Below are 13,913 nucleotides of genomic sequence, written 5' to 3'. Positions count from 1 at the left end.
GCAAATGCTATTATGAGTTATTCAGTATAGATTGAATAGTACGTACTTTTTAGTACCCTACGTACTTTTTGGTGCCTATACAGCATGCGACGGATGTAATCCAATTCATCAGGGAGGTAACAAGTTATGGTCCGAAAGAAATATAACATCTCGGTTGAAGCTACTCTGGAGGTGATCGGTGGCAAGTGGAAATGCGTCATTCTCTGTCATCTGACACATGGGAAAAGACGAACCAGTGATCTCAAGCGTATTATGCCCGCAATTACACAGAAAATGTTAACACAACAACTGAGAGAGCTTGAAAACGACGGGATCGTTAACCGAATCGTATACAATCAGGTCCCTCCCAAAGTAGAATACGAATTAAGTGATTACGGGCGGAGTCTTGAACCGATTCTCAATGCGCTCTGTAATTGGGGAGATCAACATATTGTGAAGGAATACGGAGACAAATCAGCAGTTCTGGAAGACAATGGGCTCAATGATTTTAACTCTGACAATAGGGAGCTGGTGCAGCCGTGAACTATGAGATTCTATATGATGGTGCTTTTGCGATGCTTAAGGTACATTTGCAGCGGGGAGAGCGTTTCAAGGCCGAAAGCGGTGCGATGGTATCCATGACGCCAACGGTTGAACTGAAGGGTTCAGCAGAAGGTGGAATGTTAGCCGGGTTCGGTCGAATGCTGAGCGGAGAGAAGTTCTTCTTTCAGGAACTAACGGCTGCGGGCGGGCCGGCAGAGATTCTGCTCTCACCTTCAAGCATGGGCGATGTAGAAGCTGTCGAATTGGACGGTTCCTATTCACTCTATGTGCAGAAAGACGGATTTCTAGCGGGGACCGAGGGCATACAGGTGAATACCAAAATGCAAAACCTGAAGAAAGGTCTCTTTTCGGGAGAAGGTTTCTTCATTATTGAGATCAGTGGACGTGGAACTGTATTTCTGTCTTCCTACGGAGCAATCCATGCGATTAATCTGGCAGCAGGTGAAGAAATGATCGTGGATAACGCTCATCTGGTGGCATGGCCTCATTATGTAGATTACCGTATAGAGAAGGCTTCACAGGGCTGGTTATCCAGTGTTACAAGTGGAGAAGGATTGGTATGCCGGTTCCGTGGAGAAGGGACCATTCTTATACAGAGCCGTAATCCGCAAGGATTCGGACAATGGGTGAAGCAGTTCATCCCAACGCGCTAATTTTATTCAAAAGAACATACAGGGTTGCAACGGATGTATCTCCATCATCGTTATATGAATAATGGATTTACTTCATTGACTGGTGGGTACATAATCTGTTGCATAAGGTCGCACATCATGGAGGTATGAGATGAAAAGCTCACGGTATAAAAACGCACAAGAAAGCCCGGGATATCTGTTATGGCAGGTTACAGCGATGTGGCAAAAGGAAGTACGCAGGGTGCTGGAGCCACTCGAACTGACACAGCCCCAATTTGTATTGTTGCATGCCTGTCTGTGGCTCAATGAACGTGATGAGGAAGGCAAGGGAGTCACTCAGGTTCAGATTGCACAATTTGCCAAAGTAGATGTTAATGTGACTTCTCAGGTTCTGCGTGCTCTTGAAAAGAGAGGCTTGATTACGCGTGCTCGTCATCAGACGGATACACGTGCCAATATAATTACCACAACGGAAGAAGGAACCCGATTGGCCATTGAAGGAATCCACTTGGTTGAGGAGTCGGACAAGGCTTTTTTCGAAACTTTGGATGATCGTAAGGAAGAGTATATGCAGATCATGCAGGAGTTTCTTCGCCAAAAAACAGAGGGCTAATCCATAATAAGATTTTTTTTAATTTATTAAACTACAGATTGTAGTGGAATTGGGAATTTTCTGAATGCTTATGATTATAATGTCTATACAAAAATCAAAATGAACCTCCTGACTTTATCTGTCGGGAGGTTCATTTCATTTACTTTAATCGATTCGGTAGGACGCAAATGGCTCGCGGCGACGGAAAGAGTCACTGATCTGATCCAGATCGGTCAACAGCTCATCGGGCAGTGACATATCCAGACTAGCCAGATTATGCTCCAGCTGTTCGGTGCCTGTAGCGCCAACAATGACTGTGGATACAGCCGGACGTGTCAGTAGCCATGCGAGAGACAGCACACTCGGGGAACACCCGTATGAAGCAGCTTTGGCACTCACTTGTTCACTCAGTTGAAGATTATGCTCCAGCAGAAAACGATTGAAGGTCGGGTCGGTGTCGGCTCTAGAGCCGGAAGGCACGCTGGCCTGTCCGTTATATTTACCCGTCAGAATACCGCCTGCGAGCGGGAAATACGGGATAATGCCTACACCCTGATCCAGACACATCGGTACCAATTCCAGTTCAGGCGTACGGTCTGCCAGGGAGTAGCTGGTTTGGGTAGAGATGTAGCGCACATAACCTTTCTGTTCACTGATCCCGAGAGCTTTCATCAGCTCCCAGGCTGCGTAATTGGAGGCGCCGATGTACCGAACTTTGCCGGAAGTGACCATATCGTCCAGCGTGCGGAGTGTCTCATCCAGCGGTGTATGCGGATCAAAGGTATGGATCTGATACAGATCCACATAATCCGTTTGCAGACGCCGCAGGCTATGTTCCAGCTCTTGTTGCAGATGGTAGCGGGAGGAACCGCGCCCATGGGGACCGTCATGCCGGGGAAGTCCGGCTTTGGTCGCAAGCACCGCGTTTTCCCGACGACCTGTGAGGGCCTGTCCAATGATGCGTTCTGATTCGGTACCTGCGTAGATATTGGCGGTATCGATAAAGTTGATGCCCTGATCCATCGCTGCATGAATAATGCGGGTAGAAGCTGCTTCATCCGCGCGTTTGCCAAATGCATTGGTGCCGAGCCCCAGTGCCGATACCCGTAAACCACTATTGCCCAAACGTCGATATTCCATCATTCATCGCTCCCTTTATGTACATTTATGTAATGCAGATTATAACGTAATCTATTGTCAACGTGTTATTAATATAGTTAAATGATTCTAAGAACCCGTTATTAAAGGAGATATGATGGAAAACAGTGCTGCACATTTAACAAGACGGAAGCCGAAGAAACCGAAGAAGAAATGGAAGAAGCCATTAATCATCACCCTAAGTGTGCTGCTTGTGCTCGGAGGACTCGGATTTATTTATCAAAAGCAACTCGTCGTGTTTGCCTTTAATATGTTCGCCTCCGGTACGGTGAAGGAAGCCTTGGATGACTCCTTTAAACCAGCTGGCGATAAGGATGCCCCTGTCGTGGAACATACGGACCCATTCTCGCTGTTGTTGCTCGGTATTGATCAACGCGATAACGAACCAAGCCGTTCGGATACGATCATCTATTCCGTCGTGCGTCCAGAAGACAATAAAGTGCTGCTGCTGTCCATCCCACGTGATTCCTATACCGAGATTGTCGGGCGGGATGTGAAGTCGAAGATTAACTCAGCGTACGCCCACGGTGAAGCCAAGATGGCGATGGATACGGTGGAGAATTTGCTCGGGAACAAAGTGGATTTCTATGCCGCGATTAATTTTAATGGGCTCAAGGATATTGTTGATGCGGTGGGTGGTGTTGAACTGCCGATCAAGAAAAACATCGAGAACAAATCAAAAGCGCATGAGAAACTTTTCGTTGAAGCCAACAAACCGATCTATAGCGGCGAAGAAGCGCTTGGTTATGTGCGTTACCGGGAAGATTCCGATTTCAATCGGACGATGCGTCACCGGATTTTCCTAAGTGCCTTCATGAATCGTGCGCTGGAGGTCAAAAATCTGACCAAGATCCCGGACGTCATCCAGATTGCCGGATCGAATTTTACAACCAACATGACTTCGGACTTCATCGTGAAGTTTGCCGAGTCCTTATATATGAAAGACAATGCACCCACGATCAGCAACTATATGCTGAAGGGTGATGGCGCGATGCGCAGTGGTACATGGTACTATGACCTGTCAGAGGACGATCTGCAATATGTGCGTGGCATGATCGCCAGTTGGCTGGACCCGGATGCGACCGAGATTATTGAACCGGAGACAACCGACGAGAACGGTGCGGCGGATAAAACCTAGTACAGAAGCAGCAGAAGAATTTTTTGCAGGAATAGCGATACCCCGTAGTAATAGTAGTAGTAGTAGTAGTACAGTAGTGGCGGTTAGAGTAGAAAAAAATAGATTGGTTTTTGTGCCAATAAGATATAGCAAAGTACACGGAAGAGAGTATGCTCTCCCGTGTGCTTTTTTTATGGCATAACGGTGCTACGTTGACGAGCTTTGACTTCAGTCTCCTCAGTCATTACCGTTCTATGGACTTCAAGACGACATGGCGGCTGACTTAGGTAATAGAGCAGTCAGATCGCTAAGATCAAATTCATCTGAGCTGTTGTCTACAGAAATGACTTCGATATTCTCCCACATACATGTGTTAGCTTGCATTCCCTGGACAAAGGTATCCCAGTGATCCAGCTTCCACCGGTCCCGTTCCAGACCACGGCTCTGAAGCCGTTGTTGAAGAACATTCACATCTACCTCAACCCTCAACACCACAGGTATGACAGATTCCCACTCATATTTGGCAGTCAAAAGATTAATGTAATCGCTTTCGCTAAAGTAACCGACAAATGGTGCATCCAAGATGACAGACCTACCTAATTGCAGATTGTCATTCGCCACGTTTAACAATGTCTCATATTCGAGGTCCATAACGGTATCGCGGTAATAGGTGTTACCATCACGTTCATGAGGCGAATAGCCCTGTGCCTCCAAAAGCTTCCCCGTAAAAGTGTTACATACAACATCTTTATCCAGATAACAAAATGGATGCCCAGCAGCCAGTTTTTTGCCTATGGTAGACTTGCCCGATCCGGCGGGGCCGATCAAAAAAATAAGGACAGGTTTCATAGATTAGATGTACCCCCTCTAAAGTAGATCCAGATGATATGGAATTGCAATAAATGCTTACGTTATCGGTTCGTATATGTGAACTATATTCACATCAGTGAACAATTTCTATTAGAGTATACCGTTTTCTACAGAAATACAATCCTTTTTGATGAAATAGTGGACAAAAAAAGTTTTAAGAAAGCGGTTGATATTTTCTGTACGGCTGATCTATAATGAGGGCATCGTTCGGTGATGTGAATTAAGTTCACATATGCGAACTTCGACGTCGAAGATTTTTAAGGAGACAATATGGACAATATTCGCATGAATAAATCTGCTGAACGAGTCGCGGATCTACTCGTTCTATTTGCCAAAAGTGGTGCTCCATTAACACTGAATGAGATCTGCAAACAAATGAGCATGCCTAAGAGCAGCGGGTTTGAACTGGTACAGACCTTGCTGCATAAGGGGTTTATCGAAATGGATGATGCTCGTCTCAAAACCTACCGGCTGGGCATTGCCGTGTTTGAGACAGGTATGGCGTACTTGTCCAATATGGGTATTCCTCATATGGCAAGACCTTTGCTTCAAGAACTAAATCGCCAAACGGGAAGCACTGCATTTCTCGGGATTGAGGATAAGGGGCGGATTGTATATCTCGACAAGGCCGAGAGCTATTCAGTTATGCGACCAACAGCGAAACTCGGTTCCCGCAGATATATGCATACAACTGGGCTAGGCAAAGCTTTGCTGGCAGCGCTCCCCATCGGCAAGGTGCTGGAGATTGTAGGTAGCGGTGAACTCCCTTCGCGTACATCCTTCTCCAAAGTAACCATTCCTGATATTTTGCAAGATATGCAGGAGATTCGGGAGCGTGGCTACTCAATTGATGACCGGGAGGACCATCTGGAGATGTATTGCATCGGCTCTGCTGTCTATGATCAGTGGAATGAGCCTGTCGCCGCAATCAGCGTTGCCAGCATGTATTCCAATATGACTCCTGAACGTGAGGAGAACATTGTACGACTGGTCAAGGAAGCTGCTTGGAAGCTTTCGGGCCAACTGGGTTATAGCGGTGATCGACTGTATCCCAAGACAGAAGAGTAAATTGAATTGAATTTAACCCCATTAATAGGCACAACGGGAATCAGGAGGTTATTTGGATGTGGAGAAAGCTGGAAAACATGAAAATCATCGCTGAAACCGGAATCGTATTGATTATCCGTTCGGACAGTGAAGAAGAAGCATTATCCGTTGCAGAAGCGGCGATTGCAGGAGGTATTCGGGCGCTTGAAATTACGATGAGTGTTCCGGGAGCTTTGGATGTAATCAAGGTGTTGTCTCGCAAATATGCATCCCAAGGCATTCTGATTGGGGCGGGCACAATATTGGATGGTGAGACGGCACGTGCAGCGATATTGGCGGGGGCCGAGATGTTGGTTAGTCCTCAGCTCAACCCAGATATGATTAAGGTAGCTAATCGCTATCAGGCGGTTACTGTCAGTGGTGCGTTCACAGCTAAGGAAATTGTGGAGAGTCTTGAAGCGGGAGCAGATATTGTGAAACTGTTCCCGGCGGAATCTGTAGGTCCGCAATATGTCAAAGCGATCTCTGCCCCTCTGCCACAGGCAGCCATTGCTCCTACTGGCGGAGTGACGCCCCAAAACGTACATGAATGGCTGGATGCCGGTTGTGTAGGCGTTGGCGTCGGCAGTTACATCACCAAAGCAGCCAAAGAGACTGGCGATTATGGGTTAGTAACCAAGGCCGCTGAGGAATTTTTGCAGGCAGTAGCCGTGGCACGTTAATTTATCTTAATCAGATTAAGTTAGTTGGCTGTGCAAATGAAGTTCACAGCGATAGAGGGAAGATATACTAGCTATCGTTGTGAGCCCATGGTGCAGATCGGTTACGTCCTTAAAAATAAGGGATCGGATACTGCCTTATGAAAACGCATACTTGAAAAGCTTCTGTCTGAGATTACAAGGCAGTGCTTCTTATCTACGCCCTTTAATTACCATATTTATCTATAATATTTAATTTTAGTATATTTATATGTGTTGAGGAGAGTGAGTTTACATGGCAACCTTAAAGACATCACCGTCCCCTGCTTCAGTACCTCAAGCTCCAAAAGTGGGATTAAGGTGGGGAATTATCCTGTTACTATTGCTGGGTGCAGTGGTTAACTATTTGGACCGATCCAATCTGAGTATCGCGAATACAACCATTGCAGCCGAATTTGGGCTGTCCTCCACACAGATGGGATTGCTGTTGTCTGCCTTCCTATGGCCTTACGCGTTAGCGAATTTGCCAGCCGGATGGCTGGTTGACAAGTTTGGCCCCAAAAAGATGTTTGGATGGGCTTCAGGACTGTGGTCCATTGCTACCATACTCAGTGCATTTACCAATTCTTACTCACTGTTATACGCCATGCGGATGCTGCTTGGTGTATCCGAGTCGCCGTTCTTCACCTCCGGCTTGAAGGTGACAGAGCGCTGGTTTGCCAAAAGTGAGCGCGGATTACCAACCTCGATTATCAATACCGGCTCACAGATTGCCAACGCGATTGCACCGCCGCTATTGACCGTTCTGATGTTAACAATGACGTGGAGAGGCATGTTCATTTTTGTCGGTGTCATTGGTCTGATCATCATGCTCATCTGGATCAAGGTGTACCGAGATCCGACTTTTGCGGAGAAGCAATTGATCAAAGGCCCGGATGCGGTTGCCGATCAGAGCGAGAACGCGAATGCAAGTGCGGCAGCAGACGCACCCAAAGCAAACTGGGGATCGCTGTTCAAGCACAAAAGCACTTGGTTTATGATTATCGGCAATTTCGGCATCATGTTTACGATCTGGGTATACCTCACTTGGCTGCCGAGTTATCTGGAGAAGGAGCAGGGCTTTACGTTGAAAGAGACAGGCTGGATTGCCTCTATTCCGTTCGTAGCCGGTATTATCGGTGTACTGTTAGGCGGATTTATCTCAGACTTTTTCATTCGAAAAGGAGTCAATGTGGTCACTTCGCGGAAAGTTCCCATCGTAGGTGGGGCTGTTCTGGCAGCTGCTTCGGTAGCACCCATTCCGTTTATTGACAGTACTGTTGTGAGCATTGTGCTTCTGTCTGTAGGTTACTTCGCATCCCAACTGCCATCAGGTGTTATCTGGACTCTGGCAGCAGATATTGCACCGGGTGAACAGGTAGCCTCACTTGGGGCCATCCAGAACTTTGGCGGATTTCTCGGCGCAGCGCTTGCTCCAATTGTAACCGGATACATTCTGGATACGACGGGCAGCTTCAACAATGTATTCTTGCTGGGAGCAGGTCTGCTTCTCATGGGCGCTGTCTCTTACGGTGTATTCCTGAAGAAACCAATTCCGAAAGCAATTCACTAATTTCCTTAAATGAAAAGATAACTTCTATTCTAGAAAACATCAGTAAATCCTTGAGTTTTTGATTGCAAAAACCGGGAATGCTGATGTTTTTATTTTTGTTGCCTAGCTGTAGCGAATGATTAGTAACTGGAAAATAAAAGCTCTTTTTATGGCATACATATAGTAAAATACAGGGAAAAGATTAAACACCAACCAATGGAGGAAGTACATGAAGGATTTTAAGGATCGGCTTGAACAGGTTCAGGAGCAGCAGAAACAGCTGGCGAAGGAGTATCACGCCTTGCTCCAGGAATACCAGTCCGATGATCTGATCGTTAAGAATGAACAGTTACAAGAACAGTACGAAGCCCAGAAGCTCAAGCTGCACCAGCTTGAACTTCGCTCGCGCAAGATGGAAGAAGAGAATGCACGTCTTCGCATGGCGTTATCTGAACAGATGTTGGATGAGAAGCTTAATCTGATCCGGGTATCGCGGGAGAAGATGGAAACGTATTTTCAAGGAAAAACGGCGGTACATAATGATCGAGTTGCCTTCCATGAACATCGAACCAAGTCCAACCTGAACGCGCTGTACAACCAGGCAGCACAGGAGTTACAAGAGGATTCCCAACAAATGAAGGAGAGGATTGCTTACCTGGCGGCAGAGGTGAAGGAGCGCATTGAATCACACAAGCGAGCCGTATGGGAACGAGAAGAGGCTCTACGTGGGCATATGGAACATGGATATGAGCAGATGGCGGAGGAGGGATTGAGCGAAGAGACCATTCAGCGCCGGATCAAGCAGAATCGCATGGAGATGAAGATTGGACTTAGCTGGATCAACAAAGTAGCCATCCTGCTCCTCATTCTGGGGGTTGGAGCAGCGTTTCGATACTCGTACTCGACCTGGTTTAATGACGAGATGAAGAGCGGAGCCTTTTTCCTGTTGGGTGCTCTAATGCTCGCTGGAGGAGAGTGGCTGTTCCGCCGCAAAAAGCAGACGTTTGCAATGGGGCTGCTAGGGGGCGGGATCTCCGTGTTATTCGGGTCCATCTTCTATAGCTATTTTTTACTACATATTATCGGGTTATATACGGGACTTGCCCTGTCTGTATTGGTATCGGCAATCTCTGTATTGTTGTCCCTAAGGTATCAGTCGAAGACCATCTGTTCACTCGGTCTGGTAGGCGGATATCTCCCGCTATTCTCCTATATGTTCTCGTTCGGGCTTGAGGGTACTGCTGTCTATGTAGCTATGATCTATCTGCTGCTCTTAAACGGCATTATTGTGTTCATATCATTCGGCAAACGATGGCCGGTAGTGCACTATATCAGTTTCCTGTTCAACACACCATCCATGCTTATCCTCTTGTGGCTGTCGCCAAGTGAGAAGATTGGCATGTTGTATTCCATTGTGACGTTTGCATTATATCTGGGCATTACACTGGCATATCCGTTTAAACATCGGATGAAGTTAACCTGGTGGGACTTCGCTCTGCTCGCTATGAATACGACCATTAGTTGCCTGATGTTATACGTGCTATTTGATGTGGCGGATTGGAATGATGCTCAAGGCTTGTTGGCATTAATCTTCTGCCTGGTATATCTGGGTCTCGCACGATTCGTTCAGCGCAATATGGCTCAGGAGAAACAGACCATTCTGCTCTTCTATATCACTTCCCTGACCTTTGCCATTCTGATTATTCCATTCCAGTTCGGGGCCAAGTGGTTATCGATGGGCTGGTTAATTGAAGGGGTTCTGCTGGTTACGCTTGGACATCTGAAGCGGTTCAAATCGGTGGAACGTGCCGGATGGGGTATTGTTCTGCTATGTCTAATCACTTTCGTGTACTATGACCTGCTCACGCTGTTCTTTATCGGGGAACGTTCTTACTTCATGTTAAAATACTCCAGCATCACGCTGGGAACCCTGCTGATTACACTGTATTATGCCTGGGCAGTTCACAGCAGCTCATCTGCCAGGGAGAGATTCAACTACAGCCCGCTGGAGCTGGGCTTCCTGAACGGATTCAAGTATGTGACACTCGCCAATCTGTGGTTATACGTGCTGTATGAATCGAATGAATTGTATACCAGAGCTGTGGATGGGACGTTCCTGTTATACATGTTCTACAAGCTGCTCATGTTTGCAGCGCTGACCATTGCATTGGCCTATGGATTGAGCAAAGTGAAGTTGTTGCGTGATCCATACGTACAGATGTATACGACTTTCCTGCATGCCATTGGTTGCTGTATTGCACTGGCTGTCACCTTAACCATGCCAGCGCTTCAGCCGGAAGTTCAGCAGCATACAGCGGCAGAGATTGTGGGTTTGCTGGTGCTAATCATCTTTAACGTAGGGGTGTTCTTTGCAGGAAGGGATCTGCTGATTGCAGGCATCCGCAGGCAGTTCAAGAGCATTGAATGGTACCCGGTTATCGCAGGGGTATATCTGCTAGGGGTCATCACCGTATTCCTGACGATCCAGTTCCAGTGGGGTGATGTGGGGCTGATGTTCAGCCTGATCTATCTGCTGCTCGCGATTCTCTATATTGCCTATGGATTCCGTAGAAAATATGTGATGATTCGGCGTCTGGGTCTTGGCCTAACGTTGTTCGCCACCGGTAAAATGGTGTTCTACGATGTGGGTATGCTCACCTCGGGCAGCAAAATCTTTGCCTATTTCAGCTTCGGCGTACTATTGCTTGGGATCTCTTACCTGTACCAAAAGGTGTCCAGCCGGATGGAGGAAATACAGTCGAGGGAGACAGCGAAGCCTAACGACGAACCGACTATGCCGGAGGATGAACAAGATTGATATAATGATTCTACTTCCAGCCCATGATGTGTTGGGGAATTTTGGACTGCGTTATTGCTGGTGTATGTTTTCAATTGAACTAAATGGAAGGCCTCTGGGAGTGTTTCATATCCAGAGGCCTTCCACAATTCTTTACTTCGTGTTCTTAATCTCTTCGAAGACTTGAAAGCCGTTTGCTTTTTTCCATGAAGATATCCTTGCTCATAGTAGTCTATCCCGTCAGGGGTTATAGTTACTGCAACTGTCTCCGAGTCCTTTCTTTTTATTCTTCAAAACTACGTTCTGTCTTCCAGTACCAGAATTTCTCGCCCTGAGAGATTATAAAACGTTCTAACCATGTTTCAAAGTTACTGTAAAAAGAACCTGTATGCTCAACAGAATATAAACTCTCACAAAGCAACAGATATTGTTCATCACCTGAACTCCAACGCTCTAAATCAATTAGGATTCGATCATCAAGAATATGGGCGACTACAATCTTATTATCTGATGCTTCATTGTAATGTATAACATCTTGGGCTGAGTATAAGAAGCACTCCCCACCATATTTGGGGTCTTCGAACAAGGAGGCTCCGTTACATAATCGTAAAAAGCTTATGTAATCTGGAGGTAATGGAGTAGAAAAATACTCCGAAAGCTCTTTAATTTTATCTTCGGAGGCACCTGGTTTGAATTTATTTATAGCAGTCGTTTTCCCAGTAGAAGCAAGGATTTCAATGAGACCTTCATTTTGGTCCGACCATTCCTTAAATGCTTTAATTAACATCTATATAGCTCCTCCTCATAAAGACTGACTTTACAGATTTTCTGTAAAGTCAGTCTATCCTATTACCCATCTGCTGCTGTAAATCAGCAAGCGTGAGCTTTTTAATTTTATGCTGATGAAGTCGGGCACAACGATCGTCTGTGCCATAGCCTAATATGACATTCGTGAAACGTTTTGCGCAGAGATCACGTTATAATAGAGTAGACTTAGGGTTGGAGCTTCATCTGTAACCATGAGGTTTCGGCAGCCGAGGTGCCTTTCAATGATTCTCCGCCATCATCGTTCATACGGGAGAGCACGGTTAATGTCATGGACAAGGCGAAGGCGAGCAGCACGGTTATGAAAATGTTTTTTTTGTTCATAGGAAGGTACCTCTCTTGTTGAATGGGCTATAGTAGATATCCGGCCGTCATGAGAAAAAAAGCACAACGTCTGGTATAGTAGAGTGAGCAGAACCAAATATAAAATCGTTCCTGTATACCACTATATTGATGTATGGCGGTACAAACAATGGAACAAATCTGATGAATTTATCATTATTGCTTCAAGATATGTTTATAGTACGTGTTCAAAAAGACCGGTTTTCAGTACCGAGAAGATGGGATGAAGCTAGAAATGGAGTAGCGGAGCGTAGGCAAACCTACGTGAGCAACGGACATTTCGGCTGAATTCCATATTCGATGTTGATGCTGCCGTTAGGCATCCGTTGTAATCAAAAGCGGTTTATTGAACAACCTCTTATAGAGATCGAGTGATCGTTGAAGGTGGGAGAATAATATGCGGGAGACGGCAAAAATCGTCATTCGTACGCCAGGGCAGGAAAGTGACGGCTCGTTCGCTTATGTAAGCCAGGGTCGCTCCATTACGGTGGGACGTTACACAGGCGGTAGTGAATTGGACTTGTCTGTCTATAATCAGATGATATCGAAGCGGCATTGCCGTATTCATTATGATGTACAGCAGCAGCTATGGATTGAGGATCTGGATAGCAAAAATGGAACTGAACTGAACGGGCAGCGCCTCGTTCCCTATGAGAAATATCCGTTTGACGAAGGTGACAGCCTAACGCTCGTCAACGGCTTGATTCAGCTTCGCGCTGAAGGGGATCTTGGAGAGACAAGGGAGTATCGGGTGTCGGATCTGTTGGGTGAGGGTGTACGTTTGCAGGACCACTTGCAGACCGTGCAGATCGGTGAAGTGGAGATTCCGCTGTCCAAGAAGGAATATCAGCTGTTCAAGCTGTTGTACAGCGAACTTGACCACTTTGTAACAAGGGAACAGATTGTGGCTCAGGTGTGGCCGGAGCGGAGCATGCTGGAGAGTGAAGCGGTAGGGATCGACGAGATTAACTCGCTCATCTATCGGACGAATCGCAAGCTGGGTGTACATTTTACCATCAAGTCCGTGTATAAAAAGGGTGTATATATGAAGTCTCATGTGCCGGAATGAATGAGTGATAACAAAGGGATGAGTTCATGTTCATCATTTACCTGATTCCATGGCTGATTGCCGTGGTGACATTGATAGGTGTCATATCCATCGTACTTGTTAGTTGGAAAAACGGGATTTCCCCGATGCCCACATCCGGCCGCGTCAGGCAGGTGGTCATTCAAGAGGTGAACCGGATTCCCGGGTACGGGGATGTGCTTGAAGCAGGTTCCGGATGGGGCACACTGGGACTGGATGTTGTAAGGCATTGCCCTGGTAAGAGGCTGACTGGGATTGAGAATTCGAGAATTCCCTTATGGTCTTCCCAATTAATTGCGTATCTCAGTGTTCGCTTACGTCGAGCCAAGGGAAAGAAGCACTCTCTCAAGGGTAGACTGAGGTTCATGCACGGGGATATCTACACCAGTTCCTATGAACATGCGGATTGTGTGATCTGTTATCTGTTCCCGGGAGCGATGACCCGACTTCTGGACAAGTTCAGTCGAGAGCTTCCGCCGGGCGCCAACGTGATTAGTGTCTGTTTTGCCCTCCCGGGCAAGGAACCGCTACGTACCATTACATGCCGGGATGCTTTACGAACCAAGGTGTATGTGTATGCATTTTGAGGAAAAGAAAGTGTGAATAATAATACT

Annotated in this window: 14 protein-coding genes; 10 read left to right on the top strand and 4 right to left on the bottom strand. The window is 46.6% G+C overall.

Features of this window, described 5'->3' with window-relative positions:
- Nucleotides 1–126 precede the first annotated feature (126 nt).
- The 3 genes from MKY85_RS28935 (at nt 127) to MKY85_RS28925 (ending at nt 1,788) form a co-directional block, all read left to right on the top strand.
- The gene (locus MKY85_RS28935; protein WP_017691613.1) at nt 127–522 is read left to right on the top strand and encodes a winged helix-turn-helix transcriptional regulator; all 396 of its coding nucleotides are present in this window, start codon (nt 127–129) and stop codon (nt 520–522) included.
- Complete coding sequence (locus MKY85_RS28930) at nt 519–1,196, top strand: TIGR00266 family protein (protein ID WP_342571403.1); 678 nt, start codon at nt 519–521, stop codon at nt 1,194–1,196. Before MKY85_RS28935 ends, MKY85_RS28930 begins: the two co-directional genes overlap by 4 nt.
- Nucleotides 1,197–1,326: 130 nt before the next feature.
- Complete coding sequence (locus tag MKY85_RS28925) at nt 1,327–1,788, top strand: MarR family transcriptional regulator (RefSeq protein ID WP_339238681.1); 462 nt, start codon at nt 1,327–1,329, stop codon at nt 1,786–1,788.
- A 144-nt stretch (nt 1,789–1,932) separates the two neighbouring features.
- Here the strand turns inward: MKY85_RS28925 and MKY85_RS28920 are convergent, their stop codons facing one another.
- Nucleotides 1,933–2,907 carry an aldo/keto reductase gene (locus MKY85_RS28920; RefSeq protein WP_342573505.1) on the bottom strand — a complete coding sequence of 325 codons (975 nt, stop codon included), beginning with the start codon at nt 2,905–2,907 and terminating at the stop codon, nt 1,933–1,935.
- Nucleotides 2,908–3,019: 112 nt separating this feature from the next.
- Between MKY85_RS28920 and MKY85_RS28915 the strand changes: the two genes are divergently transcribed.
- The gene (locus tag MKY85_RS28915) at nt 3,020–4,063 is read left to right on the top strand and encodes an LCP family protein (RefSeq protein WP_342571402.1); all 1,044 of its coding nucleotides are present in this window, start codon (nt 3,020–3,022) and stop codon (nt 4,061–4,063) included.
- A gap of 240 nt (nt 4,064–4,303) precedes the next feature.
- Here MKY85_RS28915 and MKY85_RS28910 read toward each other — a convergent pair whose 3' ends face one another.
- Entirely contained in the window at nt 4,304–4,891 is a 588-nt protein-coding gene (locus MKY85_RS28910; protein ID WP_342571401.1) for an ATP-binding protein, read from the bottom strand.
- A gap of 291 nt (nt 4,892–5,182) precedes the next feature.
- Here MKY85_RS28910 and MKY85_RS28905 point away from each other — a divergent pair, with 291 nt between their 5' ends.
- The 4 genes from MKY85_RS28905 (at nt 5,183) to MKY85_RS28890 (ending at nt 11,066) form a co-directional block, all read left to right on the top strand.
- Entirely contained in the window at nt 5,183–5,980 is a 798-nt protein-coding gene (locus tag MKY85_RS28905; RefSeq protein ID WP_342571400.1) for an IclR family transcriptional regulator, read from the top strand.
- Nucleotides 5,981–6,036: 56 nt separating this feature from the next.
- Nucleotides 6,037–6,681: a bifunctional 2-keto-4-hydroxyglutarate aldolase/2-keto-3-deoxy-6-phosphogluconate aldolase gene (locus MKY85_RS28900; protein WP_342571399.1), complete on the top strand. Its 645-nt coding sequence runs from the start codon at nt 6,037–6,039 to the stop codon at nt 6,679–6,681.
- A 271-nt stretch (nt 6,682–6,952) separates the two neighbouring features.
- Complete coding sequence (locus MKY85_RS28895; RefSeq protein ID WP_342571398.1) at nt 6,953–8,269, top strand: MFS transporter; 1,317 nt, start codon at nt 6,953–6,955, stop codon at nt 8,267–8,269.
- Between the two features lie 208 nt (nt 8,270–8,477).
- Nucleotides 8,478–11,066 carry a DUF2339 domain-containing protein gene (locus MKY85_RS28890; RefSeq protein ID WP_342571397.1) on the top strand — a complete coding sequence of 863 codons (2,589 nt, stop codon included), beginning with the start codon at nt 8,478–8,480 and terminating at the stop codon, nt 11,064–11,066.
- A 262-nt stretch (nt 11,067–11,328) separates the two neighbouring features.
- On the opposite strand, the gene MKY85_RS28885 is transcribed toward MKY85_RS28890, so the two are convergent.
- Together MKY85_RS28885 and MKY85_RS28880 are read right to left on the bottom strand one after the other, a co-directional pair.
- Entirely contained in the window at nt 11,329–11,832 is a 504-nt protein-coding gene (locus MKY85_RS28885) for an SMI1/KNR4 family protein (RefSeq protein WP_342571396.1), read from the bottom strand.
- A 206-nt stretch (nt 11,833–12,038) separates the two neighbouring features.
- Complete coding sequence (locus MKY85_RS28880) at nt 12,039–12,194, bottom strand: hypothetical protein (RefSeq protein WP_342571395.1); 156 nt, start codon at nt 12,192–12,194, stop codon at nt 12,039–12,041.
- A gap of 415 nt (nt 12,195–12,609) precedes the next feature.
- Here MKY85_RS28880 and MKY85_RS28875 point away from each other — a divergent pair, with 415 nt between their 5' ends.
- Nucleotides 12,610–13,281 (top strand): FHA domain-containing protein, encoded by a 672-nt coding sequence (locus tag MKY85_RS28875; RefSeq protein ID WP_342571394.1) that lies wholly within the window; start codon nt 12,610–12,612, stop codon nt 13,279–13,281.
- Nucleotides 13,282–13,307: 26 nt separating this feature from the next.
- On the top strand, nt 13,308–13,886 hold the full coding sequence (locus MKY85_RS28870) for a class I SAM-dependent methyltransferase (RefSeq protein ID WP_342571393.1): 579 nt from the start codon (nt 13,308–13,310) through the stop codon (nt 13,884–13,886).
- Nucleotides 13,887–13,913 lie beyond the last annotated feature (27 nt).

The sequence above is a fragment of the Paenibacillus sp. FSL R5-0749 genome, assembly GCF_038595085.1.
Taxonomy (GTDB): Bacteria; Bacillota; Bacilli; order Paenibacillales; family Paenibacillaceae; genus Paenibacillus.
Note: the sequence above shows the minus strand (reverse complement) of the source record. Positions and strands in the feature narration are given on the sequence as shown.

Excerpts from the sequence above, each read along its gene's own strand:
- MKY85_RS28935 (WP_017691613.1), top strand. The coding sequence starts at position 127 with ATGGTCCGAAAGAAATATAACATCTCGGTTGAAGCTACTCTGGAGGTG.
- MKY85_RS28925 (WP_339238681.1), top strand. The coding sequence starts at position 1,327 with ATGAAAAGCTCACGGTATAAAAACGCACAAGAAAGCCCGGGATATCTG.
- MKY85_RS28920 (WP_342573505.1), bottom strand. The coding sequence starts at position 2,907 with ATGGAATATCGACGTTTGGGCAATAGTGGTTTACGGGTATCGGCACTG.
- MKY85_RS28915 (WP_342571402.1), top strand. The coding sequence starts at position 3,020 with ATGATGGAAAACAGTGCTGCACATTTAACAAGACGGAAGCCGAAGAAA.
- MKY85_RS28910 (WP_342571401.1), bottom strand. The coding sequence starts at position 4,891 with ATGAAACCTGTCCTTATTTTTTTGATCGGCCCCGCCGGATCGGGCAAG.
- MKY85_RS28905 (WP_342571400.1), top strand. The coding sequence starts at position 5,183 with ATGGACAATATTCGCATGAATAAATCTGCTGAACGAGTCGCGGATCTA.
- MKY85_RS28900 (WP_342571399.1), top strand. The coding sequence starts at position 6,037 with ATGTGGAGAAAGCTGGAAAACATGAAAATCATCGCTGAAACCGGAATC.
- MKY85_RS28895 (WP_342571398.1), top strand. The coding sequence starts at position 6,953 with ATGGCAACCTTAAAGACATCACCGTCCCCTGCTTCAGTACCTCAAGCT.
- MKY85_RS28890 (WP_342571397.1), top strand. The coding sequence starts at position 8,478 with ATGAAGGATTTTAAGGATCGGCTTGAACAGGTTCAGGAGCAGCAGAAA.
- MKY85_RS28885 (WP_342571396.1), bottom strand. The coding sequence starts at position 11,832 with ATGTTAATTAAAGCATTTAAGGAATGGTCGGACCAAAATGAAGGTCTC.
- MKY85_RS28880 (WP_342571395.1), bottom strand. The coding sequence starts at position 12,194 with ATGAACAAAAAAAACATTTTCATAACCGTGCTGCTCGCCTTCGCCTTG.
- MKY85_RS28875 (WP_342571394.1), top strand. The coding sequence starts at position 12,610 with ATGCGGGAGACGGCAAAAATCGTCATTCGTACGCCAGGGCAGGAAAGT.
- MKY85_RS28870 (WP_342571393.1), top strand. The coding sequence starts at position 13,308 with ATGTTCATCATTTACCTGATTCCATGGCTGATTGCCGTGGTGACATTG.